Genomic DNA, 25,244 nt, shown 5'->3' with positions numbered 1-25,244 from the left:
GGTTCTGACCCCGGGCGCGTGCCGTGCCGTGCTCGGAGTCCTGACCCCGGGCGCGTGTTGTGCCGTGCCTGGGGTGCTGACCCCGGGCGCGTGCCGTTGCCGTGCCGGGGTCAGAGCTGCATGAGTTTGCTGACGAGCGCGGTGAGCTGGGCGCGCTCGTCGGCGGTGAGCGGGGCGAAGGTCTCGTCCAGGAAGGACGGGACGGCGGTCTCGGCGCCGGCGAGGCGTTCGCGGCCCTCGCCGGTGATGGTGACGGCGTAGGAGCGGCGGTCGTCGGGGTTGCGCCGGCGGTGGACGAATCCGGACTTCTCCAGGTCGTCGCACACGTTCACCATGACGCTGCGGTCGATGCGCAGTTCCTCGGCGAGGACCTGCTGGGAGCAGGGGCCGACGGCGTCGAGCATCTTCAGCACCAGGTGCTGCCCGACGCCGAGGCCCTGCCGGGTGGCGTGGGCTTCGCCGGCGCGGGCCAGGTAGGCCGCGGCGCGGCACATCGCGATGTCCGGGCGTTCGGTCGCGAGCGCCGCGAAGTACGCCGGGCGGACGGTCTTGGACGGCATGGGTCTCCTGCTCTGTCGACGCGCCCGAGGCTACCAGAACCATCTTCCAGGCGATTGTTTGACAGCAGATCGTTTGCGGTCATACGGTTTCGGTCGTCTTTCCACAGACGATCTCCCTCAAGATGGTTCGCTCAAGGATGGAGTCTCATGGCGATGTCTCCCGACCGCCGCACGACGGCGGCGCTGGTCCTGCTGTGCGCGGCGGTGTTCCTGGACTCGATGGACCTGTCGCTGATGGGCGTGGCGCTGCCCGCGATCGGCGCCGACCTGGCCCTGCCGGAGAGCACGCTGCAATGGCTGATGTCCGGCTACGCGGTCGCCTACGGCGGGTTCCTGCTGCTCGGCGGCAGGCTCGCCGACCTGCTCGGACGACGCCGGATGTTCCTGGCGTCGCTGGCGGTGTTCGCGCTGGCGAGCCTGGCGGGCGGACTGCTCTCGGACGGCTGGGCCCTGGTGGCCACCCGCGTGGTGAAGGGCGTCGCGGCCGCGCTGACCGCTCCAGCGGCACTGTCGCTGATCACCACGACGTTCGCCGAGGGGCCGCGCCGCAACCGGGCGCTCGGCGTGTACGCGCTGGCCGGGGCGGCCGGCTACAGCGCCGGGCTGATCGCGTCCGGGCTGCTCACCGAGGTGAGCTGGCGGCTGGTGTTCTTCCTGCCGGTGCCCGCCGCGCTGCTCGTGCTGGTCGTCGCGCCCAAGGTGATCCCCGCCGGACGCGTGGACGGCCCGCGCGGAGGATTCGACGCGGCGGGCGCCGGCGCCGTCACGGGCGGCATCCTGCTCCTGGTCTACGCCCTCACCGAGAAGAGCTGGCCCGCCGGTGCGGGGGCGCTCCTGCTGCTGGGCGCGTTCGTGGCGGCCGAGCGGCGGCAGCGGGATCCGCTCGTGCCGCTGGGCGTGTTCCGTTCGGGACGGCTCGCGTCCGCGAACCTCGCGGCGCTGGCCTGGGCGTGCGCGACGATCGGCTGGCAGTTCGTGGCCGTCCTCTACCTGCAGGGCGTGCTGGGGTACTCGGCGCTGGCGACCGGGCTGGGGATCGTCCCGATGGGTCTGGCCATCGTCGTGACGGCCAACCTCGCCGGACGGGTGATCGAACGCTGGGGCCTCAGGCGCACTGCCGCGCTCGGGCTGCTCGTCCAGGGCGCCGGGATCCTGCTGTTCCTGCGGGCGGGAGCGTCCGGCGACTACACGACCGTCCTGCTGCCCGCGCTCGTCGTGCACGGCATCGGCAACGGCCTGTCGTTCCCCAGCCTCAACATCGCCGCCGTCGGAAGCCTGCCGGACGACCGCCAGGGCCTTGCGTCCGGCCTGGTCACCTCCGCCGTCCAGGTCGGGGCCGGTATCGGCGTTGCGGTGCTGGCGGCGGTGATGGCCGTCCCGGCGTCCCTGCTGGACGGCTATCGCGCGGCGTTCCTGACCGCCGGGGCGTTCTCGCTGCTCGGCGCGCTCATCGCCTTCTTCGGCCTACGCACCCGCACCACCCCCGCCGCAGGCGGACCCGCGGCGGCCGAACCCGCCGCAGACGAACCCGCCGCGAGCGGCCCCACCGCAGTTCGGTCGACGACCACCGCACCGTCCTCCACCCGAGTCTGAGGAGCAGCACGATGACCCTTGACCTCACGCCCGACGAACTGCTGTCCACCACGCGGGCCGTCCGCAAGCGGCTCGATCTCGACCGGCCCGTCCCGCGCAGGCTCATCGAGGAGTGCGTCGACCTGGCCACCCAGGCACCGACCGGACGCAACCGCCAGCGCTGGCACTTCATCGTGGTCACCGAGCCGCGCCTGCGCCGCAAGGTGGGCGACATCTTCCGCCGCGCGCTGGCCGCCGCCGAGAGCCATCCGCTGAACGCGCAGGACATCCGCCGTATGAACCACTCCCCGCGCTCCACCCAGGGGGTGTTCGACGGGATTCAGCACCTGGCCGAGAACATTCACCGCGTCCCGGCGTTCGTCATCCCCGCGATCGAAGGGCGCACCGACCGCGCCTCGGTGGCCGTCCAATCCGGAACGTGGGGGTCGATCCTGCCCGCGGCGTGGAGCTTCATGCTCGCCGCCCGCGCCCGAGGCCTCGGCACCACGTGGACCACCGCCCAGGGACCGCTGGAGCGCGAACTCGCCGCGACGCTGGGCGTCCCATATGACGAGGTCATGCTCGCCGCGTTCATCCCGCTCGCCTACACGATCGGCACCGACTTCAAGCCCGCACCTCGCGTCCCCCGCGACCAGGTCCTCCACTGGGACCGCTGGTGACGAACCGATCGGCGACGCGGACTCTCGGGTCAGGACTCGTAGAACGCGGCGAGCGCGGCGGCGCGGTCGCGTAGAGAGGTGCGCAGCCACTGAGGGGCCAGGGCCTCCGCGCTCGTGGAGAGCTGCCACAGCGCCCATTCGGCGTGCCTCCGGTCCTGGAAGGTGACCTCCAGCCGCAGTCGGCCGTCCTCGTCGGTTTCCTCTTCGAGGACGGCCAGCGCGGTGCCCACCAGCTCCTCCCGCCGCGCCGGATTCATCCGCACCTGGACGGTGACCTGGTCGTCCCCGGCCCGGAAGCGCGTGCTGCGTTCCTGCCAGGCGCGGTCCAGATCGACCTCGTCCGGTCGCTGCGCGGGTTCGGAGGTCTTCTCGGCGGCCAGGATCCGGGACAGGCGGTAGGTGCGGTCCGCGCCGGACCTCGTGGCGAGCAGATAGCCCTGTTCTCGGACGGTGACCAGGCCGATCGGGTCCACCGTGCGCCATTCCGGGTCCTGGTCCCAGGCCGCGTAGTGGATGCGCAGCTTGTGTCCGGCGAGGACCGCGCGCCGGACCTCGGCCATCACGGCGTCGGACACCTCCTCGACGTCCTGCCGACGCGAAAGAAGATCGGCCTCGGGGTCGATGAGCAGCCGCTGGGCCGCGTCCGACGCGATGTCCCGATGGCCGCCGGGCAGGGCGTCGACCACCTTGAGCATCGCCGAGGCGAGCGCCGACCCGAGCCCGAACGCCTGCGCCCCGCGCCGCGACCCGGCGATCAGCAGGGCAAGGGCCTCGTCGTGGTTCAGACCGGTGAGCTCGGTCCGGAAACCCGGCATCAACGAGACCCCGCCGTGCCGTCCACGTTCGGCGTAGACCGGGACGCCTGCCGCCGACAGCGCCTCGATGTCCCGCAGGACGGTGCGGGTGGACACCTCCAGCTCGCGGGCCAGCGTCGCCGCGGACATCTGACCGTGGCGGCGCAGCAGCAGCACCAGCGAGACCAACCGGTCAGCACGCATCCGAAAACGCTACCCAATACATGACAGTTGATGTCGTGATTTGCCGAGAGGCTCATGGACGTCGCCAGAGATGGCGGCACCCGAGTCGAATGGAGCTGAAATGGCAATGCAGCGAACGGCCGTCAACCCGTGGCCGTGGTCGGTGGAAATGGGCTACAACCAGGGAGAACTGGTCACCGGCGCCACCCGGACCCTGTACTGCTCCGGGCAGACCGCGATGAGCCCCGAGGGCAAGCCCCAGCACGCCGGTGACATGGCCGCGCAGCTGGCGCTGACCCTCGACAACCTGGAGGACGTCCTCGCCGAGGGCGGCATGTCCCTCGCGAACCTCGTCCGGCTCAACGTCTACACCACCGACGTCGACGGACTCTTCGAGCACTACGGCGTCCTGGCGTCCCGCCTGGGCGCCGCCGGAGTCGCCCCGTCCACCACCATGCTCGGCGTGACCCGCCTGGCCATCCCCACCCTGATGGTCGAACTCGAAGCCACCGCCGTCGCCTGACGCCCTTCACGGCCTTGCCCTCGGGCCACGCCACAAACTCCCACTAGTGCTCGAACGGGAGTGTGCGGGGTAGGCCGAAGCGGGACAGGTGACTGCTGTCGAAGCAGGTCAGGGCCGTGATGCGGTCGGCCGCGAGGGTGAGGACCATGAGGCCCGTGCCATGCCAGGCGGGCGTTCGACGATCCAGCAGGTAGACGCCGAAGGCGGGTTGACCGTTGGCTCGCGTCGCGACCAGGCGGTAGCGGGTGATCTGGCTGAAGACGGCGGAATGGAAGCGGGCGACCGCCTCGCAGCCGAGGTATTCGGCCGGCACCGGCGGCATCGTCAGGCGGACGTCGTCGGCGCGGTAGCCGAGCACGTCCCGCAGGATGAGCACGGCGCGCTGACGCGGCGGCAGCAGCTGGACGGCGGTCACGAACGCCAGCGATATCGCCTGCCTGGACTCGTAGCGCGCCTCGGGGCCGGGCGCGGTGTCACTCAATCCCTCGAGCAGAACGTCGGGATAGGGCTCGAGCCAGACCACCTCGCCGTGGGCGGACGGCTCGGGCAGCTCGAAACCAGCCGCATCCTCGCCGGGGGCAGCCGTTCGGGGCCTCCTCCTGGCGGACCTCAACACCTTGAGGCAGCGATTCGTCGCGACGCGGTAGAGCCGGGTTCTGACCGACGACCGCGCCTCGAACGCGCCGAACCCCTGCCAGGCGTCGAACAAGGTCTCCTGCAAGGCGTCCTCGGCGTCGTGCATCGAACCGAGGAACCGGTAGCAGTGCACCATCAGCTCCCGGCGGAAAGGCTCGACGAGTTCGCGAAACGCCTCGGCGTCGCCGGCCCGGCACCGGACGATCAGCTCTGATGCGGCGGTCATACGACCTCCTGTCGGTCGGTGGTGCCGGCCTGCGGCCGGACAGTCGTCAACCAGTCCGCCCCCGGGCCCCGAGAAAGAATGGATCCAACGCATAACGAACGACACGCGCGACGTGCAAGCGCTGCTGTTCGGCCGCCGCACCTACGAATTCTTCGCCGCCCGCTACTCCGACAGCACCAGCACCGTGGCGGAACTCACCAGCGGCATCCCGAAATACGTCCTGTCCAGCACCTTGACCGACGCGTCCTGGACCAAGACCGCCGTGCTGAGCGGTGACGCCAGCACCGAGGTGGCCAAGCTCAAGGCCGACCTCGACGGCACGATCGTGATCTGGGCCAGCTCCCTGCTTGTGCGCGAGCTGATCGAGTACGACCTGGTCGACGAGCTGCGCCTGGTGGTCTTTCCGATCGTGATCGGCCACGGCGCACGCCTATTCGGCGACACCACCGACGTCAAACACTGGCGCCTCGCCGCAACCGAAACCGTTGGAGACCTCGTCTATCTCACCTATCGCCGTTGACCCGGCCGATAGGCGCAGCGTGACTGCCGCGCCTACCGGCCGCAGTGCGTGATGGCGACGCCTTGTGCCGCCATCACGCACGGTCGGCGTGACCGCGGGATCGGCCGCAGCGCCTCAAAGCCGTCGAGGACACATGGTTTCGGTGGCACGATCGGCCCATGAGCAGCGACGCGTCCCGGTACTCCGAAGGCCGGAACACGGGCTGGCGCCTGATCTGGTTCGGCCCTGACGAGTGGGTCGCCGGGACCTTCCCGGTGACACGCGACCAGCTCCTCCAGATCCGCCATCTCTTCGACCACGACGACGATGAGTGGTTCGCCCTCACCTATCGCGTCGAACACCACCACTGGCCCACGTTGCTCCGCGTGTTGTCCTGCCCAGAACCCGAGCCGCGATACGACTACTTCATCGAGGGCTACGCGACGGACCAGTGACGCTGACCTGGGCGTAGCTCGCTTCAGGAACTTGTTCGTCAGTTCAGTCAGATGGTGCGGCCACCACCCCAGGGCACCCCAGGGCCATGGCCTTGGTGGCAGGGCGCCCGATTGCAGAAGCGGGCGGGATAGGCGGTGTAGGGGGTCGCACTCGCCTGGGGACTGACTTGTTGGGGGTGTTGCATTCGTGCGGGTCAGGGGTGTCCGCCTGGCGGGGCGTCCCGGTCCAGTAGCTGTCCGCAATGTGGCCTGGTGCACCTTGAGGTTCGTGTCATGCGTGGGTTCTTCGAGGTGGGTGGGCGGAAGCTGTCGTATCTGGACTTCGGTGGTCCGGGAGAGCCGCTTGTGGCGCTGCACGGGCACGACAATGAAGCGGCGGCGTTCGCGTTGCTGGCAGAGGCGTTGGCTCCGCGGTGGCGGGTGATCGCGCTCGACCAGCGCGGCCATGGAGAGTCCGACCGTGCCACCAGTTGTGAGCGAGACGACTACGTGGCCGACGTTGATGCCCTCCACCGGCACCTGGCGCTTGGCCCCGTGCCTGTGCTGGGTCACTCACTGGGCGGGGGTGAACGCCTACCAGTTCGCTGCCCGGCACCCGGACAAGGTCAGCAAGCTGATCGTGGAGGACATCGGCGCGGTGGTCGACAGCGACTGGACGTTCACCACGCGCTTTCCCTCTCCCGCGCCGTCCCGAGAGGCGCTGGTCGCGGCTCTGGGCGCGGTGGCTCCCTATCTTGAATGCTCCTTCCGGCAGGACGGTCAGAACTGGGGCTACTCGTTCGGCATCGACGACACCGAGACGTCCCAGAAGGCGCTCAATGGCGACCACTGGGACGACTGGACATCGGTGTCCTGCCCCACCCTGCTGATCCGTGGAATCCGCAGCGACGAGTTGGCGGGCTATCACGCCCGGGACATGGTCGCCCGGCGCCCCCGACCCGATGGGTCAAGCTTGAGTCCGCCCGCCGCCTCCGGTCCCCGCCGGAGGCGCCACGAGCAGCGCCACTCACACCCTCGCGGACACCTTTAGCGACCACTTGCCTACTGTCCGATCAGGAACGGACACTGTCCGCGTGGACTTCGACGGGGTGAAGGTTCCGGAAGCGTGGGCCGAAGCCGCCCGCGCTGTGCCTCGGGAGAGCTTCGTTCCGGCGGTCGCACTGGTCGGGGCACTTCCCGACGATCCGGCGTCGTGGATCGATCGCGATCTCGACCCCGCCGGCTGGCGTCGCGCGGTTCACTCGGACGCCGCCATCGCCGTCCAGCTCGATGACGGCGCTCTCGACATCGTGGAGAAGCCCGGCGACCCGTTCGCCGTGGCCACGAGTTCGTGCTCGGCCCCGAGCCTCGTGTTCTCCATGCTCGACCTGCTCGCTCCGGACACGGGCGATGTCGTGCTCGAAATCGGCACCGGCTGGACGGCCGGCCTGCTCGCCGCGCGCCTCGGTTCCGACAGCGTCGTCAGCGTCGAGATCGACCCGGCCATCGCGGCGTGGGCGCGCTCGAACCTCTGGGATGTCGGACTCGCGCCGTCCGTCATCGTGGGCGACGGCGCCCTCGGGTACCCCGGCCGTGCCCCCTACGACCGCGTCCACGTCACGTGCGGAGTCACGCGCGTCCCGTATCAGTGGGTCAGCCAGTCCAGGCCCGGCGGGGTGATCGTGCTGCCGTGGATGCCCGGCTGGCAGACGGGCCACGTCGCGCGGCTGACCGTGCACGACGGTGTCGCGACCGGACACTTCCACGGGCCGTCCGGCTTCATGCTGATGCGCGCCCAGCGCCCGCCCGAGGTCCCGATCGGCGGCGACCCCCGCGAGTCGACCAGCACACTCGACCCGCACGACCTCGCATCCGCATCGCGGGGCCTGTCCCTGACGATCGCAGGTCTCCTCCCGGACGTCCGGGGCCACGCCGTCACCAACGCGGACGGCACCCTGCGCGTCGCCGCTCGGCACGGCGACTCACACGCGCTGGCGGTCTTCCCTGCCGACGCCTCGCGAGGAGACGTCGTACAACGCGGCCCGCGCGACCTCTGGGACGAACTGGAGGCGGCCGTCCGCCAATGGCACGCCTGGGAACGTCCCGGCCCCGAGCGCTTCGGCCTCACCATCACCCCGGACGACCAGCACGTTTGGCTCGACTCCCCCGAGTCTCCTGTAGGGAAGTGAACCGTGGGCAGACACAGCAAGGAAACACCCTGCTCCATGTGCGGCGGCACAGGAAAACAGACCTACAACGTGGACGACAAGACCGAGGAACGCCCCTGCCCCGGCTGCCGAGGCACCGGCAAAGTCCGACCTCGACGCTCATCCGGACGGAGGGGCCCCTCCACACCGAGCGCGCCTGAACCCTGGGCTTGTGGCCGCAGCTGATCGTCAAGGAACGTCGGGGCCGTATGTCTGGCGGGCGTCATACTCCCCGTTCACGTCCTGACCCCATTGTGAATCCGTCCACCCTGCCATTGCGAAGTCGCCCCGAGCATCGTGGGGCTTGAGGTGGGGTCCCCGGTCTTCGTTGTAGCAGGTCAGGGTGCGGTCGCTTGTCGACGTGCGGTGGGTGCCGTGCTGAAGGCCGCCTTCGGGTCTGTGTGGGGCGGCGGCCTTCCAGCTGGTGTGTCTGCGGGGTGTGGTCAGGCGATCCGGAGGATGGTCTTGCCGCGGGCGCCGCCGTTGGCGAGTCGCTGGATGGCGGTGTCGAGGTCGGCCGGTTCGTACTCGGCGGTGATGTCGATGTGGACCTGGCCTTCGGCAACGAGCTTGAGGGCCTGCTGAGCGCTGGCGGCGAGGCGTTCGGGGTGGGTCTGGCTCAGCAGGTTGCTGTTGTAGGTCAGCAGGGACTTGCCCTGCATGAGCAGGTCGTTGACGGAGACTTCGACGGGTTCGAAGGTGGCGATGTTGCCGTAGACGGCCAGTCGGCCGTGGGGGGCGAGGCGTTCCAGGTTGGCGTGGCGGGTGGGGCCGCCGATGGGGTCGAGGATCACGTCGAACTGGTCGTCGGCGAGCGCTTGGGGGAACTGCTCGCGCACCAGCACTCGGTCGTAGCCGAAGGGCGTGGCGTAGTCGGCCTGGTCCTGGCCGCCGACGACGCCGACGATGGTGGAGGCTCCGGCGGCCTTGGCGAACTGGGCGGCCATGGTGCCGACGCCGCCCGCGGCGGCGTGGATGAGCACGCGGTCGCCGGGCCGCACGCGGGTGACGGTGTTGATCAGGTCGTAGGCGGTGGGGGTGACCCAGCCGAAGCCCGCGGCGACTCGTGGGTCCAGGTCGGTGGCCTCAAGGGTGAGGACGGCGGGTGCGATGACGACTTCGGCGTAGGCGCCGGAGCTGGTCAGTGCGATGACCGATGTGCCGATGCGGGCCGGGTCGACGTCGTCGCCGACCGCGATGATGCGCCCGGCGGCTTCGAAGCCGGGGACGAACGGGCGGGGCACGGGGAAGTGGCCGTTGCGGACCAGCACGTCGCCGTACTGGATTCCGGCGTAGGCGACTCGGATGGCCACCTCGCCGGGGCCGGGGGTCGGCTCGTCGAGGTCGGTGAGGTGGAGCCGGTCGTCGGTGTTGAGCACAACAGCCTTCATAATTGCAACCTCCTGAGTTGACTCAGTAACCTGATACTGAGAACCGTAGCCAGTATCAGGATCCTGAGTCAACACAGCGAGCTGTGAAAGTGGTGGGAACGATGGCGGAGATCCCGGCCGAGGAGTATCTGTGCACCCGGATCAGGCGCACCGAGCAGGCGCTGATGGGGCACCACGAGGCGGTGCTGCGCGGGTACGGGCTCACCATGACGCAGTACACGGTGCTGCTGATGCTCGCCCGTGAGGGCGGCATGTCCGGCGCCCAGCTCGCCCGCGCCAGCGGCGTCACCCAGCAGAGCATGGCCAGCGTGCTCACCGGCCTGCAGAACAAGGACCTCATCACCCGCGAGCCGTCCCCGGTGCACGCCAAGGTGTTGATCGCCACCCCCACCGAGGCGGGCCGCGAGCTACTGGACCGCGCCTACCAAGAGGTGATCGTGCTGGAGCGTGCGCTCACGGATGCGTTCACACCCGCCGAACACGCCTCCTTCTGCGAACTGCTGGAACGTGCGACGGCGATCCTGGCCGAGCAGACCCCGCGGTCCCCTTCCGCGTCCGAGACCAAGCCCGCCACCTGAGCCCCCCTCGACGGTCCGGCCACTCACTCCATGGACGGCAACGCGATCTGATCGCGCGCGAGGCAGATCAGAACGTTGGGCTCCCGGCATGGCAGGCCCAACGCTCGTGATCGATCTGCCGGAGCCCGTCCCATCGGCTGCGCTCCACGAGTTCCGCGAGTCGATGCTGGGCCTCTCCTCCCACTTCGAGGAGAAGCGGCCGGGAGTCTTCGACATCAGCGTGCCCGTGACGCGCCTAGGAGTCCGGGACCGGCGCGAGGGGGAAGGTCCAAGCCGGTGCCGGGGCCTTCCCGCGGAAGGAGGGTCAGGCGAAGCGTTGGGCGGGTGAGCCGTTGCAGGGTTGGAGCGCTACGGCCTTGTCGGCCACCGGCTGTGTCAGGCACAGGCCGTTCGCGGTGGCTGGACGGATCGTGCCGTCGGCGGGCATCGTCCACTGCTGGTTCGTTCCGCCGTGGCAGTCCCACAGGATGGCGGCGGTGGGGGCGGCGATGTCCCGGGAGTCCAGGCACCGGTCATGGGACAGGCCGGTGTGGATGGACTTGTACGCGGGGTCGTACCACCAGGTCTGGTTGCGTCCCCCGTGGCAGGCCCATCCCAGGACGGCGGTGTAGTTGCGGGACGAGCCGCCCGCGCTGTCCATGCACTGGCCGGTGGCCTGGTTCTTGAGCGGCTTGAACTTGTCGTCCCATGCGCCGGGATAAAGCTTGGGGGCGTTGGTGGACGCGGGGTCGGCGCACGACGCCTCGCGCAACCCGGAGTCGTAGAACTGGCTGAAGCACGAGGCGAACGCGCCGTGACCTGCGGCGTTGGGGTGGTAGGACTGCCGGACGGAGTTCTCGTCCGGTGGGAACGAGCCGTCGTAGAAGAAGCCGCGCGCCCAGGTGCTCTCGGTACAGACCTCGTGTCCATGGAACAGGCGGGAGGCGTCCAGGTAGGACGCGCCGGACTGCTGGGCGGCCCTGCGGACGCCGACCTCGAAGGCGGGGACGGCCGTGTTGCGGCCCCAGGCCGCGTCGGAGTCGTAGCCGAGGCAGCCGCCGGGGAGCTTCCCGGGGAAGTTGGGATTGTCGGCCATGTCGGGGCTGATGGGCGAGGGATAGCTCATCAGCACGAGCTTGTAGGAGTCGTCGGCGTACCCGGCGTCCCGCATGACCTTCTTGAGGTCGGTGACGGTGGACGCCACCTTGGGCACCATGCCGTCCACACGGGCCTGCCAGCCGGGTGTGTAGGTCGGCTCGCACGTTCCCTTGGAGAGCACCCAGCGCTCGACGCAGTCGGTCATCACCGGTCCGAACTGGATGTCGTCGTTGGCGCCGACGACCAGGACCACCATCTTCAGGCGGGTGTTGCGGGCCTTGATCGCGAGGTTGTCACTCTGGACGAGCTGGTCGGCGTACTGCTTCACGCCCCCGATCCTGATGTGGTAGCCGGCCGCACCCGAGCAGGAGACGTTGGTGGAGACGTCCGCCGGGATGGAGGTGCGGTAGATCGCGGCCTCCTGCGAGCGGTGGCACCAGTTCGTCGGGCCGGCGGTGTCCGGCCAGTACGAGCCGGCGCCCTCGCCGGAGATCTCCGAGTCGCCGAGGGAGATCAGCCCGGTCTTGCGCTGGGCCATCGGGCGTTCCTCCGGGCTGCCGTACAGCTTGGTGGCCTCGGCCGCGCGGATCTGCTCCAGGTCGGCGGGCAGCGGCGTGCTCGCCGCCACGGTGCCGGCGGGGGCGGCACTCGCGGAGGGGACGGCGAGCACGCCGAGGGACAGGAGGGAGAGGGTGGCGGTGGCTGCGACGGCACACGTCCTCAGCCTTTGCCTGGGATGGGACATGGGGGCCTCCCGGGCTGGGTGTTACCACTGGTGATAACCCGGCCGACGAGGTCCCCGAAAGACCCAACATGAAAATCACTCAACTTTTTCGGCCCTGCCGAGTCCCCGGTGATGTCCAGTGCGCGGACGGCTTACAGGCTGCCGACGTGGTTGTCCGGCTGGTCCAGCCACAGGGACTGCTCGTCGGCGGTCACGGTGAGCCCGAAGCGTTCGACCGTCGGCGACCCGGCTCCCAGCCAGGCCGCGCGCGTCGCTTCCACGACCTCCCAAACGTCCCCGGTCCCGCCGAACTCGACGGGGCCCACTCCACGACGCGGGACGGTCGCCCACGACCGGTTCGCAATGAGCGTCACCTCATCCGCCCCCGGGAACACGATCAGGCCGGGCAGTCTGGCCCACACCATCAACCCCAGCCCCTCGGCCATCAGCGCTTCGCCCGGCACTGCCGTGGCGCGCCTGCGGGTGCGGGTCTTGTCGAGCGCCGGCGGCTCGGGGTAGCCGGACGCGTCGCCGTGCCGGGCGGGCATGAAGCCCGCACGGCAGGGCAGCAGGTGACCCCGCGCCGAGCCGTTGTCCACGGTGAGTTTGGCCAGGGCGCCCGTCCAGAGCGCGCCGGGTGGCCGCAGGTCGGCGAGGATGAGGCCGCCCGGGACGGTCTGCTCCACCCATGACCACGGCACGCGCGGGAACGACACGGTCGAGATGATCCGGTCGAACGACGCTCGCTCGGGGTAGCCGTCCTTGCCGTCACGGCAGCCTGCGACGGGGTCGTAGCCGGCGGCTTTCAGATGCCGCCACGCGGTTGTGGTGACGTCCGGATCGACGTCGACGGTGCACACCAGCCGGTCGCCGAGGCGTTCGCACAGCAGTGCGGCGTTGTAGCCGGTGCCGGTGCCGATCTCCAGCACCCGCATCGCGTCCAGCAGGTCCAGCTCGTGCAGCATCCGCAGCATCAGGCTCGGGGCGGTGGAGCTGGAGACGGCGAAGGTGCCGCCGTGATGCTCGGCAAGGCGGGTCACCAGCGTCTGATCGCTGTAGACGGCGCGCAGGTAGCCGGGCGTCCGCGAGGTGACCGGCGGGCCGTAGCCGGTCGGGGTGGAGGGGAAGAACGTCGGGACGAACAGATGCCGGGGAACGTCGGTCAGGGCCCGGTGCAGAGCCGGGTCGGTGAGGATGCCGTCACGGGTGAGCCGGTCGCCCAGCTGGACGGCGTAGGGTTTCCAGTCCTCAGTCCGTCCCTCGGCCGTTCCCCCGGTCATCGAAGATCCATCGTCAGCGTCTCGGCGATCGCGCCGGCGATGGGCGCGCCGGTCTGATCCTGAAGCCAGCCCCAGCGCGCGGCCGGGCCGCATTCCAGGAACCACCAGACCCCGTCGGCGTCAACGGCGAAATCGAACACGCCCATCCCCAGGTGAAGGGCGTGGAGGTAGCTCAGGCATCCGTCCCGTACCCGGCTGGGGACGGATTCCGGGTGGTAGCTCAGGGCGTCGTAGCGGGCGCGGAAATCCTGCCGCGCGTCCGGGTCGTCAGTGGTGATGGCCACCGCGAGGGTGTGGCCACCAGCGGTGGCGGTCAGGCGGACGTCCCGCACCTTGTCGATGTTGTGTTGGAACAGGTGAGGAGCCCAGCGGACCCGGTCGTCCAAGGCAGCCGCCGCGACCGGCGTGGTGTAGATCAGCCTGGCGTGTTCCCCGGCCTCCGCGACCAGCTTGTGCATCAGCGCCTTGTAGACCGCTGGACGTGTGGCGGCGAACTCCTTGGCCGCTGCTGGGGAACTGGTGATCAGAGTGTCGGGAACGGGCAGGCCGCAGCGGGCGGCCACGGCGAGTTGGAGCGGCTTGTACTCCGCGTCGGCGGCCCGGCCCGGATGGCTGATCCAGCGGACGGGCAAGGACATCAGCAGCCCTCCGATCCCGAAGCGCGCCTCTGTGGTCGCGAACCTCTGCTCGGGGCGACTCAAAGTGGCCGGAAGCCGGAACGGCTGGGACTGCTGGTAGTAGACGGCCGTGATCCTCGCCAGATCGAGCACGCCGCGCGGCGTGGCCAGGGTTCCGCCCCAGCCCGCCGCACCGTCCTGGTCGGGGCGAAGGGTGGCGCACAACTCGGCCCGTTGGGGGAACCATGCGGTGTCGAACCACACGTGGGGTTGGTCGCGGGCGTCGAGTTCGGCGGCGACGGCCAATGCCTGACCGTCGCCGTCCTCCGCGCACAGCAGCACGGGCATCTAATCCGTCACCGTCTGGGTGATCTCGTCAGTCCTGATCTCGCTGTCGTCGGTGTACTGGGTCGGCTGCTTGACGTTCTTGGTGCCGGTCGGCTTGTCGTGCTTGCCCATTCCTTGAACGGGAGTCACGGCTTGGTCCATGCCCCACGGCCTGTGGAGATGACTGGGCTGATCGGGCACGAGCGGCACGCGGTCGCCCGGGGAGCCCGAGGGGGAAGCGGTCACGGGGGTCACTGAGCGACATGGAGCGATCACACCTCCTTTGCGCTGCCAGGATGACATCTCGGAGGCCGCCGGTCCGCCCTTTCCTGGACCATGTCACCCACGGACGGTCCACATAAGCGCGCCAGCCGGCGAAGCGGTCAGCCGCAGCTTGATGACGGAGGCGGGACTTATTCGTCCGAGTCCATGAGCAGCCGGTCGACCACCTCGACCGGCTCATCAAGGAAGTCACCCAACTCGGCCACGAGCCGAGCTATCCGCTCAGACCTAGGGTCGTCCCCATCGGCTGGCCCCATGGGGACGCCGCGTGAGCACTCATGCAGATGGACGCCCCTTGAGCACAGCGGTGAACGTGCGCCACTCAGCCGAGGGAACGGCCAACCTCGGGCCTTCAGGGTCCTTGGAATCTCGAACCAACCTCGCCGCGCCGAGATCGGCCACCTCAACGCAGTCAGAGTGGTCAGGTGAGCTGTGCGTGCTCTTGCGCCAGGTGATCCGGGGGTCGGGGCTCGCACTCATGAGATTCAACGCTCCTTGATCTCCGCGGCGAACGCCTGCCAGGCGGCAGATGGGACGAGGAGACTGGGGCCGCCCGGGTCCTTGGAGTCCCGGACGGCGACGTGGAGACCTGCGCCGGCAATCTCAACGCAGTCGGAGTGTTGGGCGGAGCTGTGCGTGCTCTTGCGCCAGGTGCCTCGAGAAGGCGCGTTCGCACTCATGCTGTCGGCCCCTCCTTTATGGCGGCGGTGAATGCGCGCCAGTCGGCGCAGGAGACTGACAGCCTCGGGCCGCTGGGGTCTGTCGAGTCCCGGACGAGCTTGGCCGCTTCGAGTTCGGCCACCTCAACGCAGTCAGAGCCATTCGGCGTGCTGAAGGTGCTCTTGCGCCAGGTCAGAGGGAAAGCTTCAGGCATGTCCACCACGCTGGGAGACCTCCTTGGCAACCGCAGCGATGAAGACCACCGACTCGTCCGGCGACCATGCCACGGCGCGGATGCGTTCAAAGAACATGATAATCCGGTCTACGTGGCTCGAGCTTTCCACGTAGATCTCCCCGCCGACTGTCTCAACGTAGGCAACGTCGGGGTCTTCAGGTTCGCTGTATCCAAGAACGACGAATCCGCTGTCCAAACCCGCGTGCAAGCCAGCCGAGAACGGCATCACCTGAACCGTGATGTTGGGGCGCCGGGCTACGGCCTCCAACGAGACCAACTGCTCGGCCATGACTCCCGGACTGGTGGGAGCTCGCCGGATGACAGCCTCGTCCAGCACGAAGTGCATACTCGCTGCCCCCGCCCGCGAGAGCAGAGCCCGTCGCGCGAGCCTGGCTTGGAGGCGTCGCTCCAGCGTCGCGCGATCAAGGTCCATGCCACCTGAGGAGATGACCGCGTGCGCATAGGCGTCGGTCTGGAGCAGGCCAGGGATGACCTGCGGGTACCAACCCCGAACGCTTGACGCCTCGTCCTCCAACGCCACGAACGAGGACTGAAAGACATCGGCGTAGGCGGTCCACCATCCGCGTTGACGCGCCTGCCTCGCCAGGTCCATGAGCGCGGCGCGATCGGGCAGGTCAGCACCATATAGGTCAAGCGCCGCGCCGACGTCGGCGGGCGTTGGGCGCGTGCGGGCCGCTTCGAAGCGCACGAGTTTCGTCCGCGACCAGCCGAGCCTGTCGGAGGCTGCTTCCGTCGTGAGCCCGGCTCGCTCGCGATGCTTGCGCAGCTCGCGGGCCAGGCGTCGGTGACGCACAGTAGGGCTCTTGATACCGGTCATGACGGGAGCATGCGACAGCCGCTCGTAGCACTGCAACCGGATCTCCAAAGAATCATGGACCAACTGCACTGATGCATGGACAGGAGCGTCGCGACAGGTTCACGATGAATGAGCGCAACCGAGTGAACACGGATAGTGATCACTCGCCGGTGGGAGATCCGCCACCGGTTAAAAGCCGCCGCGCGGCCGGGTGTGGATTGGAGCCCTCCCCCGGCCGCGCGGCCCATCCTCACTGGGAGGACGTACATGAGAATACGACGATCGGCGGGCGCGCGGGCTGTGCGCGCGGACGTTGAGGACCATCACCTCGGACGCCTCGCGTGGGCGCTCGCTGAGAACGGGTGGATGTCCTCGTCCCGCCCCTGGGAACGCCCTCGCCTGCTGCGCGTCTACCACCCGCTCGTCCCGCACATCGGCGAATCGGTCCAGGTGCGCAGGTGTCGGGGACGGCTCTTCTTCTTCGACAGCACCGGGCACGTCCTCGGACACGTCCGGAAACTCGAACGCGCCGTCGCCGGACTCGACGCACAGCTCGAACCCTGCCGCGTCGCCGCCCAGACACCCGCGCGGACCGTCCGGTGACCGCGTCCCCGGACGTGAAGCACCGACACGTTTTCCCGTCCGACACCGAACAGGTCGCAGCTGCTCGGCGGTGGGTCACCAGCGTCCTCGGGGACGACCACCCCGCACTGGACGACTGCGTCCTGCTCACCTCCGAAACCTTCACCAACGCCGTCATCCACGGGGACGGGGCGGAGGTCGAGGTCACCGTCGAAGCCGATGGAGACGGGGTCACCGTGGCCGTTCTGGACGAAGGCGGCGGAGCACTGCCGCATCGTGTCGACGACCCCTGCGGGCTCGGCGGACGCGGACTTCCCATTCTGGAGGCGCTCTCGGACGCCTGGGGATTCCACGTCCTCGGCGACGGGCGACTGCGGGTCTGGTTCTCGCTGGTCCTCGACGCCTGAAGGCACGAGATGGCCGCCTCCTCGCCCGGATTCCGAGGCCGGAGGCGGCCTTGGCCCGCAGAGATTGATCTCGCGGATGATGTGCGTGTCCGGACATGGCCAGGGCTTCAGCCCTGGGCCTGCTCTTCCGTGGTGTCAAGAGGGCGACGATGTCGCCAAGTCGCTCTGTTATGACCCCCTTGGGTGCTCTTGTCGCGGTCTGGGGTTGGCGTTTGGCTCGAAGGGGCCGCGCCGTCCCCCGAGACAAGGAGTCATGACCGTGACCAAGCTGACGTACGCCCTCCTCACCGAACCGGCGCAGCTGGAGGCGTCACAGGCTGGACGGTCCCCATCCAAGGGAAAAGTGCATCTGGTCGTCACCAACACCGACAGGCAGGTGGACTGGGTCACGATCGAGGTGACGGTGCCCGTCGGCAACGGGGACGGCGATCTCACCCCGGACATCGGCACGATCACGCCCAAGGGCACGTACACCCACACGCACGTGAACGCCCAGTTGCTCACCCCGCCCGCCACCGTGCCGGTGACATTCCAGCGAGTGCAGGGCGCCAACACCTTTCAGGCCACCCCTCCGGCGGCGGCCAAAACCTTCCATCCCGGCGACTACATGGTGCTGACTCTGGAGGACATCAATGTCGCCGCTGCCAGCGGACTGGCAGTGCTGATGGTGAGAGAGACCAGGTCAACCCAGCTGGGTTACGAGGTCCACTTCGCGGCCGTGCCGCTGATGAAGGCCGCTCCCACGGAGATTCCGGCGCCACGTGACTTCCACCCGGACAAGGCCATGCTGGACGTCGGAGACCCCCTCACACTGAGCTGGGAAGGATCCGACGACGTCGATTACAAGATCATGTTCCCCGGTGGGGAATCGGCCGTCCAGCGCGGGCGGCGCACCTGGTCACCGGCCGCCGACGCCATCCCGCGGCGGGCCACGAGCTACACCCTTGTCGCCACCTCCCGGACCACGCCCCGGGTGGAGCACTTCCTCACCACGACCGTCCAGGTGCGCCATCCCGTCCTGGAAACGCTCACCGCCACCAACGGCGTCGACACACCCTGGGTCCAGGGGACGGCGAAGGCGACCAAGGGGCGCGTCACCTTCACCGACGCGGGGGTGGAGATCTCCGACGGCGCCGGCAAGCCGGGGACTCTGAAGGCCCACAAGGCCGATCTTCACGGCATCAACACCGAATGGGTGCAGGGACGGAACGCCGATGACGGATGGATCAGCTTCCCCAAGGACGGGTTGAACATACGCAAGGGGACCGGGAAGACCTGGGGATCGGTGTTCGCCGACAAGGCCGATCTCAATGGTGTGAACACCGCATGGGTGCAGGGAAGAAGCGCCGACGACGGATGGATCACCTTCCCGGTGGAAGGACTCAAGGTCCATCGAAAGGACGACGATCACCTGACTCACCTGGTCGTCGGTTACGCGACCCACGACATCGTGAAGACCAGAATCGTGCGGGGAGTGGTGGACGATGAGGGCTGGATCAGCTTCCGCAAGGAGGGCCTGAACATACGCCGGGGAGGCGGCGGCACGGAGCGGGGCACGCTGTTCGCCGCCAACACCGAACTCAAGGGATGAGCCCTTGATGGGCCGGGGTTACTTGGCGTCGGAGTAGCGGTGGACGATCGCCGCCTCCATGGGGAACACGACCGGGGTTCGGCCGAAGAGGATGTCTCCGGCTTCCTTTGCGGACGTCTCGATCGCTGCTACGACAGCGTCCGCCAGCTCGGTCGGGGTGTGGACGATGACCTCGTCGTGTTGGAAGAAGACCAGGTGGGGGTCGCCCAGCGCGGTCAGGCGCTGGCGGAGGCGGGCCATCAGGGTCAGGGCCCAGTCGGCGGCCGTCGCCTGGACGACGAAGTTGCGCGTGAAGCGGCCTCGGCTGCGGACGGCCGAGGCCGAGCGGGTGTCGTCGCCTGTGGACGTCAGTTCGCGCCAATCCGCGGATGGGGGCGGGCAGGTTCGGCCCAGGCGGGAACGGACGAGGTGTCCCCGTTCCCCCGCTTGAGCGGCTGCTTCCACGAAATCGAACGCGTCCGGGAAGCGCTTCTTCAGGACGCCGAGCAGCTGCACCGCCTCGCCCGTCCCGCCTCCGTACATCGCCGACAGCAGCGCGAGTTTCGCCTTGTCGCGGGCGGTCAGGTCGGCGGACGGGGTGAACACGTCCGCCAGGGCGGCATAGAGATCGCCCTGGGCCGCCGCGTCCGCGAAGGCGCGGTCGCCAGCGAGGGCGGCCAGGACACGGGGCTCCAACTGGGCGGCGTCCGCGACGACCAGGGACCAGCCCTCGTCCGCTATGACCGCCGAGCGCAGGACGCGCGGGATCTGGAGCGCACCGCCGCCGTTCGTGGCCCAGCGGCCTGAGACCACGCCGCCGACCACGTACTCCGGACGGAACCGGCCGTCGTGCACCCACGTGTCAAGCCACGTCCAGCCGTGCGCGGTGTGCAGGCGCGCCAGTTCCTTGTACTCCAGCAGGAGGGGCACGGCCGGGTGGTCGATCTCCTTCAGGACATGCGCGCGCGTCGTCTTCACCTGGTACCCGATCGCCGCGAACGCCTTGACGAGCTGGGCGGGCGAATCCGGGTTCACGTGGCGTCCGAACGCGGTGCTGATCTTGTCGGCCAGGTCCTGGAGTCTGCGGGGGCGCAGGCCGCCGGACGGACGGGGGCCCAGCATCTCGGTCAGCAGTGCGTCGTGCGCCTCCACCGACCAGGGCAGGCCGGCGTGCGTCATCTCGGCCGCGATCAGCGCACCGGCCGACTCGGCCGCCGCGAGCAGCGCGAAGCCGCGCAGGCCCGCGATCCGCCGCTGCTGCTCGGCATGGACGGCCACGATCTGCGCCAGATCCTCGGCCTCGTCCTCCTCGTCGTCATCGAAGAGGGACGCCTGCGGGCCGGCCTCGGCCGGGGGCGGACGATCATCCGGCACGGGCTCCCCTCGCAGTCGCGCCCAAGCCGCGGCGACCGACCTCGGCTCCCCGTACCGTCCGTCGTAGCCGGAGATCAGGCTCTCGGCCAGCTCCAGGTCATGGCACCGCTCGACCCGGACGCCCGCCTCCACCAGCGCCCGGTAGACCCGCGCGGACGACGACCACACCCAGCGCGGACGGTCGGCACGCTCGCGCTCGGCCACCGCCGACACCAGCGACGGAACGGACTCCGCCTCCCCCAAGGGCGTGCCGTCATCGGCGAGGGGCCGCAGCGCTCCCCCGCCTCGGGCCCCAACGGCGACGGCGATCCTCACCAGCACATTGTGCCGTCCGGGTCCGACAAAACGTCAGCCGACCGCCGACGCCCCTCAGGTGAGGGGGATCACGAACTCGTCCTCGATCGGGGGGTCGGCCTCGTGGTCGCCGCAGCCCGTGACCGCGTAGCAGCGGACGCGCAGCTCGGCCTCCGTGACGTCCAGGCGCAGGAAGCTCTTGAAGAAGGGCGGGGTGTCCCAGTCGGCCATCTCGGACCGGAAGCGCTGCGGAATGCGCTTCACCGGCAGGCGGGGCGGACGCCCCGGACCGCGCCACCTCCCCCGCGGGACCCCCAGCAGCGCCGCCACGAACCGCGCCCGGAGCGACACCTTCTCGTCCGCGTACCGCCGCCCGGGACGGATGCCGAGGCGCTTCTCGACGGCCGCCGTCGCCTCCCGCGGCGTCAGGTTGAACAGCCACGGCATCCGGAACCACCGGCCGTACAGCATGCTGTACCGCGACAGGGAGTCGCCGCGCAGCGGGTAGCAGCGGAAATCGGACTCGTCCACGATCGTCGTCTTCGGGATGATGTGGGTCGCGTGCATGAACGCGCCGCCGCCGCCCGACACGACGTACTGGAGCGTCCGGTCGCCGACCTTCACCGGGTAGCGCTCGTAGTTGTGGATGTCGCCGCCGATCGCCGCGACGTAGTTGTTCGCCGGGTCGCGGACGATCGCGTCCACGGTGCCGCCGCCCTCGATCTCGTCGGGATGGCTCATGTCCTCCACGACCAGCGGTTTCCCGGTCACCAGCAGCTTCGGCTTCGGGCCCGCCGACACGCCCTTCAGCCAGCGTCCCTGCTCGTCGTCGATGCCGCCGAGGATGCCGGTGTCGATGCCGATGATCCGCAGCGTCGGGGTGTCGATCGCCCAGTACGGCGCGGGCTGGACGGCCCGCTGCCCCGGCGCGCCCCGGTACCGCGCCCGGATCTCGGCCAGGCCCGGCGCGTCCACCACGCCCGACTTGCGCCAGAGCCGCCGCGCCAGCCAGGTGAGCCGCCCGTTCCAGGACGGCGTGCAGTCCATGTCGAACTGGCAGAACACGTTCAGGAAGCCGCGCAGCCCGTCGTACCAGTCGTGGTTGCCGGGCACGGCGTAGATCGGGCCCGGATAGCCCGCGTACGGGCGGAAGAACTTGTCCTCGTAGTCCCCGGTGTCCCCCGTCGGGTAGATCACGTCGGACGCGATGACGAGGAAGTCGGTGTCCGCGCCGACCGACAGCAGCGGCGGGACGACGGCGTACTGCGACCGGTCGCCCTCCCCGGTGTCCCCCATGACGATGAACGAGAACTCGCTCTCCGGACGGTGCATCGTGAGCGACGCGGGCGCGCCGCGACGCTCGCTCAGCGCCGCCAGGGCCCGCTTGCGCAGCTCGTTGGACGGGTCGCCCCACCACCGCGCCACCACGTCGTTCCGGGACCGCCACAGAACACTCGGACGCCGCCACGAGAACGCCCGCACATGCTCGGGCATCAGTCTCGGGAACGTCCCCGGCCGTCCGCACACCCACCCGGCGCCGGCCTCGGACGTCCGAGAGTTCTCGACCGGATGCGACCGGTCCTGGGCATGCATGAAGAGACCTCCGGGGGGCTGGGGTAACCCAACCTTCCCCGGAGGTCTCTCCGGACGTCAAGCTCGCCGCGATGGTCCGGTTCGCGCCCCCGCGTCCGGGCCGTCCGCGACGTCCGCCATGACCGTTCGCGACGGGACGCCGTGGGCGTTCGCGACGGGCGCCGGACGTGTCAGTGGGCGCCTTCGCCGGTGAGGGCGCGGACCTCCAGCTCGGCGTACTTCTCGGCGGTCTTCTCCCTGGTCAGGACCGTCCCGAGGTAAGCGCAGAGGAACCCGATCGGGATCGAGAACAGACCGGGGTTCTGCATGTGGAACGGCGCGACGGTGTGCTCGCTGAACAGCGCGTCCGGGTTCCCCTTCGGGACGGTCGCGGACTTGCCGCCCCAGCAGATCGGGCTCAGCAGGACGAGCCCGACCGCCGCCACGAGGCCGCCGTAGATGCCCGCGACCGCGCCGGAGGTGTTGAACCGCTTCCAGAACAGCGAGAACAGCAGCGTCGGCAGGTTCGCGGACGCGGCGATCGCGAACGCGAGCGCCACCAGGAACGCCACGTTCAGCCCGCGCGCGAAGATCGACAACAGGATCGCGATCGCGCCGATGACCAGCGCCGACACGCGGGCCACCCTGACCTCGTCCTTCTCCGCGGTCTGCCCGCGCTTGAACACGTTGGCGTACAGGTCGTGCGCGAACGACGAGGACGACGCGAGCGTCAGCCCGGCGACGACGGCGAGGATCGTGGCGAACGCGACCGCCGCGATGATCGCCAGGAAGACCGCGCCGCCGGTCGTCCCGGAGCCGCCGCCGAGTCTCTCGGCGAGCTGCGGGGCCGCGGTGTTGCCGCCCTTGTCCTGCGCCATGATCGCCTTGCTGCCGACCAGGGCCGCCGCGCCGAACCCGATGACCAGCGTCATCAGGTAGAACACGCCGATGATGCCGATCGCCCAGTTGACCGACGTCCGGGCGGCGCGCGCGTTCGGCACGGTGTAGAAGCGGATCAGCACGTGCGGCAGTCCCGCCGTGCCGAGCACCAGGGCCAGGCCGAGCGACAGCAGGTCGAGCTTGGACCACACGTCGGTCGCGCCGTACTTCAGTCCGGGCTGGAGGAACTTGTCCCCCTTGCCGGAGCTGTCGGCCGCCGCGCCGAGCAGGTGGGACAGGTTGAAGTCGAACTTCGACAGCACCCAGACGGTCATCACGACCGCGCCGATCATCAGCAGGACGGCCTTGACGATCTGCACCCAGGTGGTGCCCTTCATGCCGCCGACCACGACATAGAAGATCATCAGTGCGCCGACCACCACGATCGTCCAGATCTTGGCGGCCTCGCCGTGCGTGCCGAGCAGCAGGTTGACCAGGGCGCCCGCGCCGACCATCTGCGCCAGCAGATAGAAGATCGACACCACGATGGTGGAGATCCCGGCCGCGGCCCGGACCGGGCGCTGCCGCATCCGGAACGCCAGGACGTCCGCCATGGTGAACCGGCCGGAGTTGCGCAGCATCTCGGCGACCAGCAGCAGCGCGACCAGCCACGCGACCAGGAACCCGATCGAGTACAGGAACCCGTCGTAGCCGGACAGCGCGAAGATGCCCGCGATGCCGAGGAAGGACGCGGCGGACATGTAGTCGCCGCCGATGGCCAGGCCGTTCTGCAGCCCGGTGAACTGGCGTCCGCCCGCGTAGAAGTCCGCGGCGGTGCGGGTCTGCCGGCTCGCCCAGATCGTGATGAAGAGCGTGACCGCCACGAAGACCGCGAACAGGACGAGGGAGATCGTCCGGTGCTCGGTCCTGGAGGCGGCGGTGGCCGCCGCGAGGACGTGGTGGGCGTTCACTCGGCCTCCTCCTCACTGGCCACGGGACGGGTCTCCCCCGCCTCCCCACCGGACGCGTCGGACGGTGCGGCCGACCTCTGCGGTGGGACGGACGCGCCGGCGGCGTCCGTCGGGACGTCGGCGGCCAGGGGCTCGAGGGTCTTGCGTGAGTAGCGCTCGTAGGCGACGGCGATGAGGAAGGTGGACACGAACTGGAGGAGGCCGAAGACGAGGGCGACGTTGATCTCGCCGCCGACCTTCTTGGCCATGAAGTCGCGGGCGTAGGCCGACATGACGACGTAGAGCAGGTACCAGAGCAGGAAGGCCGCGGTCAGCGGGAAGACGAAGCGGCGGAACGCGGACTTGAGCCGCCGGAACTCCGGGCTCGCCTCGATCCGCAGGTAGGCCGCCTCGTCCAGGCCGCCGGTGGGCTCCGGCCGCGGGTTGGACTCCGTGGTCATCGATCACCTCCGGGAGTAGATCCCTTACCGAATGTCACCGTGATCGGCGGCAACGATGCCCTACGGAGGTGGCCGATGCGGGCCAATTGACCAACAACTTGGTTGGCCGAATGAACTGGATATCGCCCCGATGCGGTACCGATGCCCGAATGTGATCCCTGTCACACGGAGCCGGTGCGACCCGGCCGACCGGTACCCCGGTGGCCGGACGTGCCGGCGATGCCGCGGGGGAACGCGCCAACGGTACCGCGGGGGCGGACGGGCCGACCGGCGCCACGCGGCGGACGAGCCGACCGGCGCCACGCGGCGGACGAGCCGACCGGCTCCGCGAGGCGGACGTGCCGACCGGCTCCGCGAGGCGGACGTGCCGACCGCTCCGCGAGGCGGTGTCAGGCGACGCCGAAGGTGCGGGGGTCGCTCGTCGAGACGATCTCGCGGCCGAGCGGGGTCAGGGAGACCGGGACGAGCTTGAAGTTGGCGATGCCGAACGGGATCCCGATGATCGTCAGGCAGAGCGCGACGCCGGTGACGACGTGCCCGATGGCGAGCCAGATCCCGGCGAAGACCAGCCAGATCGCATTGCCGACGCAGGAGCCCGCCCCCGCGTCCGAGCGCTTGACGATCGTCTTGCCGAACGGCCACAGCGCGAAGGCCGCGATGCGGAACGAGGCGATCCCGAACGGGATGGTGATGATCAGGATGAAGCAGATGATCCCCGCGACGGCGTAGCCGAGCGCCATCCAGAAGCCGGCGAGGACGAGCCAGATGATGTTCAGGAGCGTGCGCACGTCATCAACCCTAGGCCCTAGGGGCGTTCGGCCTCTGGCGCCGAACGCCGGTCCGTGCCCTGAAA

At 69.5% G+C, this 25,244-nt stretch carries 29 protein-coding genes and 1 pseudogene; 13 read left to right on the top strand and 17 right to left on the bottom strand.

Going from position 1 to position 25,244, the window contains the following annotated elements; all coding sequences use genetic code 11:
• Window positions 1-110 precede the first annotated feature (110 nt).
• Window positions 111-560 carry a MarR family winged helix-turn-helix transcriptional regulator gene (locus AB0L06_RS24995; RefSeq protein WP_500233492.1) on the bottom strand — a complete coding sequence of 150 codons (450 nt, stop codon included), beginning with the start codon at window positions 558-560 and terminating at the stop codon, window positions 111-113.
• A gap of 147 nt (window positions 561-707) precedes the next feature.
• On the opposite strand from AB0L06_RS24995, the gene AB0L06_RS24990 reads away from it, so the two are divergent.
• Both AB0L06_RS24990 and AB0L06_RS24985 read left to right on the top strand, forming a co-directional pair.
• Window positions 708-2,153, top strand: coding sequence for an MFS transporter (locus tag AB0L06_RS24990; protein WP_500233491.1), 1,446 nt, complete (start codon window positions 708-710; stop codon window positions 2,151-2,153).
• Window positions 2,154-2,164: 11 nt separating this feature from the next.
• On the top strand, window positions 2,165-2,812 hold the full coding sequence (locus tag AB0L06_RS24985) for a nitroreductase family protein (protein ID WP_500233490.1): 648 nt from the start codon (window positions 2,165-2,167) through the stop codon (window positions 2,810-2,812).
• Between the two features lie 29 nt (window positions 2,813-2,841).
• Here AB0L06_RS24985 and AB0L06_RS24980 read toward each other — a convergent pair whose 3' ends face one another.
• Window positions 2,842-3,810 (bottom strand): helix-turn-helix transcriptional regulator, encoded by a 969-nt coding sequence (locus AB0L06_RS24980; protein WP_500233489.1) that lies wholly within the window; start codon window positions 3,808-3,810, stop codon window positions 2,842-2,844.
• A gap of 106 nt (window positions 3,811-3,916) precedes the next feature.
• On the opposite strand from AB0L06_RS24980, the gene AB0L06_RS24975 reads away from it, so the two are divergent.
• Window positions 3,917-4,312, top strand: a complete 396-nt coding sequence (locus tag AB0L06_RS24975) for a RidA family protein (protein ID WP_500233542.1) — start codon at window positions 3,917-3,919, stop codon at window positions 4,310-4,312.
• A 43-nt stretch (window positions 4,313-4,355) separates the two neighbouring features.
• Here the strand turns inward: AB0L06_RS24975 and AB0L06_RS24970 are convergent, their stop codons facing one another.
• Entirely contained in the window at window positions 4,356-5,174 is an 819-nt protein-coding gene (locus AB0L06_RS24970) for a sigma-70 family RNA polymerase sigma factor (RefSeq protein WP_500233488.1), read from the bottom strand.
• Here AB0L06_RS24970 and AB0L06_RS24965 point away from each other — a divergent pair.
• The 5 genes and pseudogenes from AB0L06_RS24965 (at window position 5,083) to AB0L06_RS24945 (ending at window position 8,296) form a co-directional block, all read left to right on the top strand.
• Entirely contained in the window at window positions 5,083-5,694 is a 612-nt protein-coding gene (locus AB0L06_RS24965) for a dihydrofolate reductase family protein (protein ID WP_500233541.1), read from the top strand. The genes AB0L06_RS24970 and AB0L06_RS24965 overlap by 92 nt on opposite strands.
• Window positions 5,695-5,852: 158 nt before the next feature.
• Window positions 5,853-6,128, top strand: coding sequence for a hypothetical protein (locus tag AB0L06_RS24960; protein WP_500233487.1), 276 nt, complete (start codon window positions 5,853-5,855; stop codon window positions 6,126-6,128).
• Window positions 6,129-6,401: 273 nt separating this feature from the next.
• A pseudogene (locus AB0L06_RS24955) lies at window positions 6,402-6,635 on the top strand (alpha/beta fold hydrolase); the annotation flags it as partial.
• Window positions 6,636-6,693: 58 nt separating this feature from the next.
• Window positions 6,694-7,158, top strand: a complete 465-nt coding sequence (locus AB0L06_RS24950) for an alpha/beta fold hydrolase (RefSeq protein WP_500233545.1) — start codon at window positions 6,694-6,696, stop codon at window positions 7,156-7,158.
• A gap of 43 nt (window positions 7,159-7,201) precedes the next feature.
• Window positions 7,202-8,296 carry a methyltransferase domain-containing protein gene (locus AB0L06_RS24945; RefSeq protein ID WP_500233486.1) on the top strand — a complete coding sequence of 365 codons (1,095 nt, stop codon included), beginning with the start codon at window positions 7,202-7,204 and terminating at the stop codon, window positions 8,294-8,296.
• 461 nt (window positions 8,297-8,757) lie between these two features.
• On the opposite strand, the gene AB0L06_RS24940 is transcribed toward AB0L06_RS24945, so the two are convergent.
• A complete protein-coding gene (locus tag AB0L06_RS24940) occupies window positions 8,758-9,705 on the bottom strand; it encodes a quinone oxidoreductase family protein (RefSeq protein WP_500233485.1) in 948 nt (315 codons plus the stop codon).
• Between the two features lie 101 nt (window positions 9,706-9,806).
• Here AB0L06_RS24940 and AB0L06_RS24935 point away from each other — a divergent pair, with 101 nt between their 5' ends.
• Window positions 9,807-10,283, top strand: coding sequence for a MarR family winged helix-turn-helix transcriptional regulator (locus AB0L06_RS24935; protein ID WP_500233484.1), 477 nt, complete (start codon window positions 9,807-9,809; stop codon window positions 10,281-10,283).
• Window positions 10,165-10,611 carry a DUF6368 family protein gene (locus AB0L06_RS24930; RefSeq protein WP_500233483.1) on the top strand — a complete coding sequence of 149 codons (447 nt, stop codon included), beginning with the start codon at window positions 10,165-10,167 and terminating at the stop codon, window positions 10,609-10,611. Before AB0L06_RS24935 ends, AB0L06_RS24930 begins: the two co-directional genes overlap by 119 nt.
• Here AB0L06_RS24930 and AB0L06_RS24925 read toward each other — a convergent pair.
• The 8 genes from AB0L06_RS24925 to AB0L06_RS24890 form a co-directional block, all read right to left on the bottom strand.
• On the bottom strand, window positions 10,588-12,105 hold the full coding sequence (locus tag AB0L06_RS24925; RefSeq protein ID WP_500233482.1) for a ricin-type beta-trefoil lectin domain protein: 1,518 nt from the start codon (window positions 12,103-12,105) through the stop codon (window positions 10,588-10,590). The two genes, AB0L06_RS24930 and AB0L06_RS24925, sit on opposite strands and share 24 nt — an antisense overlap.
• 131 nt (window positions 12,106-12,236) lie before the next feature.
• A complete protein-coding gene (locus AB0L06_RS24920; RefSeq protein WP_500233481.1) occupies window positions 12,237-13,364 on the bottom strand; it encodes a methyltransferase domain-containing protein in 1,128 nt (375 codons plus the stop codon).
• Window positions 13,361-14,329 (bottom strand): MvdC/MvdD family ATP grasp protein, encoded by a 969-nt coding sequence (locus AB0L06_RS24915; RefSeq protein WP_500233480.1) that lies wholly within the window; start codon window positions 14,327-14,329, stop codon window positions 13,361-13,363. The genes AB0L06_RS24920 and AB0L06_RS24915 overlap by 4 nt, the downstream gene beginning before the upstream one ends.
• Window positions 14,330-14,458: a hypothetical protein gene (locus AB0L06_RS24910; RefSeq protein WP_500233479.1), complete on the bottom strand. Its 129-nt coding sequence runs from the start codon at window positions 14,456-14,458 to the stop codon at window positions 14,330-14,332.
• 408 nt (window positions 14,459-14,866) lie between these two features.
• Window positions 14,867-15,070 (bottom strand): DUF397 domain-containing protein, encoded by a 204-nt coding sequence (locus AB0L06_RS24905; protein ID WP_500233478.1) that lies wholly within the window; start codon window positions 15,068-15,070, stop codon window positions 14,867-14,869.
• Between the two features lie 5 nt (window positions 15,071-15,075).
• Window positions 15,076-15,270 carry a DUF397 domain-containing protein gene (locus tag AB0L06_RS24900; RefSeq protein WP_500233477.1) on the bottom strand — a complete coding sequence of 65 codons (195 nt, stop codon included), beginning with the start codon at window positions 15,268-15,270 and terminating at the stop codon, window positions 15,076-15,078.
• Window positions 15,267-15,464, bottom strand: a complete 198-nt coding sequence (locus AB0L06_RS24895; RefSeq protein ID WP_500233476.1) for a DUF397 domain-containing protein — start codon at window positions 15,462-15,464, stop codon at window positions 15,267-15,269. Before AB0L06_RS24895 ends, AB0L06_RS24900 begins: the two co-directional genes overlap by 4 nt.
• Window positions 15,457-16,323 carry a helix-turn-helix domain-containing protein gene (locus AB0L06_RS24890; RefSeq protein ID WP_500233475.1) on the bottom strand — a complete coding sequence of 289 codons (867 nt, stop codon included), beginning with the start codon at window positions 16,321-16,323 and terminating at the stop codon, window positions 15,457-15,459. The genes AB0L06_RS24895 and AB0L06_RS24890 overlap by 8 nt, the downstream gene beginning before the upstream one ends.
• Before the next feature lie 246 nt (window positions 16,324-16,569).
• Between AB0L06_RS24890 and AB0L06_RS24885 the strand changes: the two genes are divergently transcribed.
• The 3 genes from AB0L06_RS24885 (at window position 16,570) to AB0L06_RS24875 (ending at window position 18,882) form a co-directional block, all read left to right on the top strand.
• On the top strand, window positions 16,570-16,905 hold the full coding sequence (locus AB0L06_RS24885; RefSeq protein ID WP_500233474.1) for a hypothetical protein: 336 nt from the start codon (window positions 16,570-16,572) through the stop codon (window positions 16,903-16,905).
• The gene (locus tag AB0L06_RS24880) at window positions 16,902-17,291 is read left to right on the top strand and encodes an ATP-binding protein (RefSeq protein WP_500233473.1); all 390 of its coding nucleotides are present in this window, start codon (window positions 16,902-16,904) and stop codon (window positions 17,289-17,291) included. The genes AB0L06_RS24885 and AB0L06_RS24880 overlap by 4 nt, the downstream gene beginning before the upstream one ends.
• A 343-nt stretch (window positions 17,292-17,634) precedes the next feature.
• Complete coding sequence (locus AB0L06_RS24875; protein ID WP_500233472.1) at window positions 17,635-18,882, top strand: hypothetical protein; 1,248 nt, start codon at window positions 17,635-17,637, stop codon at window positions 18,880-18,882.
• An 18-nt stretch (window positions 18,883-18,900) separates the two neighbouring features.
• On the opposite strand, the gene AB0L06_RS24870 is transcribed toward AB0L06_RS24875, so the two are convergent.
• The 5 genes from AB0L06_RS24870 to AB0L06_RS24850 form a co-directional block, all read right to left on the bottom strand.
• Entirely contained in the window at window positions 18,901-20,550 is a 1,650-nt protein-coding gene (locus AB0L06_RS24870; protein ID WP_500233471.1) for a bifunctional 3'-5' exonuclease/DNA polymerase, read from the bottom strand.
• Window positions 20,551-20,604: 54 nt separating this feature from the next.
• Complete coding sequence (locus AB0L06_RS24865) at window positions 20,605-22,122, bottom strand: metallophosphoesterase family protein (RefSeq protein ID WP_500233470.1); 1,518 nt, start codon at window positions 22,120-22,122, stop codon at window positions 20,605-20,607.
• Between the two features lie 170 nt (window positions 22,123-22,292).
• The gene (locus tag AB0L06_RS24860; protein ID WP_500233469.1) at window positions 22,293-23,951 is read right to left on the bottom strand and encodes a monocarboxylic acid transporter; all 1,659 of its coding nucleotides are present in this window, start codon (window positions 23,949-23,951) and stop codon (window positions 22,293-22,295) included.
• Window positions 23,948-24,391, bottom strand: coding sequence for a DUF485 domain-containing protein (locus AB0L06_RS24855; protein ID WP_500233468.1), 444 nt, complete (start codon window positions 24,389-24,391; stop codon window positions 23,948-23,950). The genes AB0L06_RS24860 and AB0L06_RS24855 overlap by 4 nt, the downstream gene beginning before the upstream one ends.
• A gap of 389 nt (window positions 24,392-24,780) precedes the next feature.
• Complete coding sequence (locus AB0L06_RS24850) at window positions 24,781-25,179, bottom strand: YccF domain-containing protein (protein WP_500233467.1); 399 nt, start codon at window positions 25,177-25,179, stop codon at window positions 24,781-24,783.
• Window positions 25,180-25,244 lie beyond the last annotated feature (65 nt).

This window comes from Spirillospora sp. NPDC052269 (assembly GCF_040679435.1).
In the GTDB taxonomy this organism is placed as follows: domain Bacteria; phylum Actinomycetota; class Actinomycetes; order Streptosporangiales; family Streptosporangiaceae; genus Spirillospora.
This window is presented reverse-complemented; position numbering and strand designations above follow the sequence as displayed.

Coding starts and splice junctions, on each gene's coding strand:
- AB0L06_RS24995 (WP_500233492.1), bottom strand. CDS start 560: ATGCCGTCCAAGACCGTCCGCCCGGCGTACTTCGCGGCGCTCGCGACC.
- AB0L06_RS24990 (WP_500233491.1), top strand. CDS start 708: ATGGCGATGTCTCCCGACCGCCGCACGACGGCGGCGCTGGTCCTGCTG.
- AB0L06_RS24985 (WP_500233490.1), top strand. CDS start 2,165: ATGACCCTTGACCTCACGCCCGACGAACTGCTGTCCACCACGCGGGCC.
- AB0L06_RS24980 (WP_500233489.1), bottom strand. CDS start 3,810: ATGCGTGCTGACCGGTTGGTCTCGCTGGTGCTGCTGCTGCGCCGCCAC.
- AB0L06_RS24975 (WP_500233542.1), top strand. CDS start 3,917: ATGCAGCGAACGGCCGTCAACCCGTGGCCGTGGTCGGTGGAAATGGGC.
- AB0L06_RS24970 (WP_500233488.1), bottom strand. CDS start 5,174: ATGACCGCCGCATCAGAGCTGATCGTCCGGTGCCGGGCCGGCGACGCC.
- AB0L06_RS24960 (WP_500233487.1), top strand. CDS start 5,853: ATGAGCAGCGACGCGTCCCGGTACTCCGAAGGCCGGAACACGGGCTGG.
- AB0L06_RS24940 (WP_500233485.1), bottom strand. CDS start 9,705: ATGAAGGCTGTTGTGCTCAACACCGACGACCGGCTCCACCTCACCGAC.
- AB0L06_RS24935 (WP_500233484.1), top strand. CDS start 9,807: ATGGCGGAGATCCCGGCCGAGGAGTATCTGTGCACCCGGATCAGGCGC.
- AB0L06_RS24930 (WP_500233483.1), top strand. CDS start 10,165: ATGCGTTCACACCCGCCGAACACGCCTCCTTCTGCGAACTGCTGGAAC.
- AB0L06_RS24925 (WP_500233482.1), bottom strand. CDS start 12,105: ATGTCCCATCCCAGGCAAAGGCTGAGGACGTGTGCCGTCGCAGCCACC.
- AB0L06_RS24920 (WP_500233481.1), bottom strand. CDS start 13,364: ATGACCGGGGGAACGGCCGAGGGACGGACTGAGGACTGGAAACCCTAC.
- AB0L06_RS24915 (WP_500233480.1), bottom strand. CDS start 14,329: ATGCCCGTGCTGCTGTGCGCGGAGGACGGCGACGGTCAGGCATTGGCC.
- AB0L06_RS24905 (WP_500233478.1), bottom strand. CDS start 15,070: ATGAGTGCGAGCCCCGACCCCCGGATCACCTGGCGCAAGAGCACGCAC.
- AB0L06_RS24900 (WP_500233477.1), bottom strand. CDS start 15,270: ATGAGTGCGAACGCGCCTTCTCGAGGCACCTGGCGCAAGAGCACGCAC.
- AB0L06_RS24895 (WP_500233476.1), bottom strand. CDS start 15,464: ATGCCTGAAGCTTTCCCTCTGACCTGGCGCAAGAGCACCTTCAGCACG.
- AB0L06_RS24890 (WP_500233475.1), bottom strand. CDS start 16,323: ATGACCGGTATCAAGAGCCCTACTGTGCGTCACCGACGCCTGGCCCGC.
- AB0L06_RS24885 (WP_500233474.1), top strand. CDS start 16,570: ATGAGAATACGACGATCGGCGGGCGCGCGGGCTGTGCGCGCGGACGTT.
- AB0L06_RS24865 (WP_500233470.1), bottom strand. CDS start 22,122: ATGCATGCCCAGGACCGGTCGCATCCGGTCGAGAACTCTCGGACGTCC.
- AB0L06_RS24855 (WP_500233468.1), bottom strand. CDS start 24,391: ATGACCACGGAGTCCAACCCGCGGCCGGAGCCCACCGGCGGCCTGGAC.